The organism is Paucilactobacillus wasatchensis (assembly GCF_000876205.1).
GTDB classification, from domain to species: domain Bacteria; phylum Bacillota; class Bacilli; order Lactobacillales; family Lactobacillaceae; genus Paucilactobacillus; species Paucilactobacillus wasatchensis.
This window is the reverse complement of record NZ_AWTT01000091.1, coordinates 1-1,226: the sequence shown is the minus strand read 5'-3', so window position 1 is coordinate 1,226 and position 1,226 is coordinate 1. Positions and strand designations below refer to the sequence as shown.

The following is a 1,226-nucleotide window of genomic DNA, read 5'->3' as shown; positions in this document are numbered from 1 at the left end:
CTGCTGAGCTCATTTAAATAGTCGTTAAATGAATCTGCACCAATATTGAATGCTTTATCAGGTCGCATTGCTGGTAGTACCTTGAATCCATTGGTCTGTTCTTCTTGCTTCAATAGTTTATGGTACTTTAAATCTGAAGCGGGATCGTCCGTCGTACAAACAACCTTAACATTTGAATTGCGGATTAAACTCCGGGGTTTGAAATCATCCGTTGCCAGCTTAGCATTCGCCTTTTCCCAAACTTGCTTAACATTTTTAGTAGTAAAGGGTTCGTCAATACCAAAAAAGCGTTGCAGTTCCAGATGGGTCCATTCGTAAAGTGGATTACCAATTGCTTTTTCAATCGTACCCGCCCAGGCAACTAATTTTTGATATTCGTCACCGTCACCAGTAATCAAGTCTTCAGTGACACCATTAGCACGCATCAAACGCCATTTATAATGGTCACCGAACGTTCCATCATTGATCCAAATTCGGGTTAAATTAGGATAATTTTTATTCTCGTAAATTTCTTTAGGGTTTAAGTGACAATGAAAATCAATAATTGGCATTTTGCTAGCATGGTCGTGGAATAACTTCTTACCCATGTCATTTGTTAATAGAAAATCTTGGTCTAATAAAGCCATAGTTATAATCTCCTTTTAAGATAACTGATACATCAGTTTCTTACAGCATATCACCTTGAGATACCGCTTTCAAGCACATTATTATTAAAAATGTTTTAGCTTACATTCTAGTTACTTTATTTACAAGCTATGATCATTGAAAAACATTTTTTTCAGGCATTTTTCATTGTTAGTGTAAGGTTTTCCTAGATGGTCAACATATTTCTAGGAATATTCATTTTAGATTGAATATATAAGAAAAGACCTGTAGCCTTTTAATCGACGAAGATTAAAAGAAAGGATGCAGGTCTTTCATGTTTATTTTAGCAGATTTTATTGATTCATTGAAGAATTTAGATAATTTATTTGATTTGGAGGCACAAGTTATTCGTTGTTTGCGGGAAATGTTTCAAGAAATTGTATCTAAATACTTAATTCAATTAGACGAAACGTTAGTTTCTCAGATTCCAAGTGACCATACCTTTATTAACCGACAACCACGAACAATCAATTTTATGTTTGGTGCTGTTTCATTTGAACGTAGGTGCTATAGGAAGACAGATGGAACCAATTATTTTCCACTGGATACACATTTAAAACTTGTGTCGCGAAAAAGGTTTT

Annotated in this window: 2 protein-coding genes; one reads left to right on the top strand and one right to left on the bottom strand. The window is 34.6% G+C overall.

Features of this window, described 5'->3' with window-relative positions; genetic code table 11:
• On the bottom strand, positions 1-626 hold a 626-nt coding region (locus WDC_RS09220; protein WP_044011554.1), incomplete at its 3' end, for a glucuronate isomerase.
• 293 nt (positions 627-919) lie between these two features.
• Between WDC_RS09220 and WDC_RS09215 the strand changes: the two genes are divergently transcribed.
• Positions 920-1,226, top strand: a 307-nt coding sequence (locus WDC_RS09215; RefSeq protein WP_044011553.1) for a UPF0236 family transposase-like protein, incomplete at its 3' end; no start/stop codon positions are given.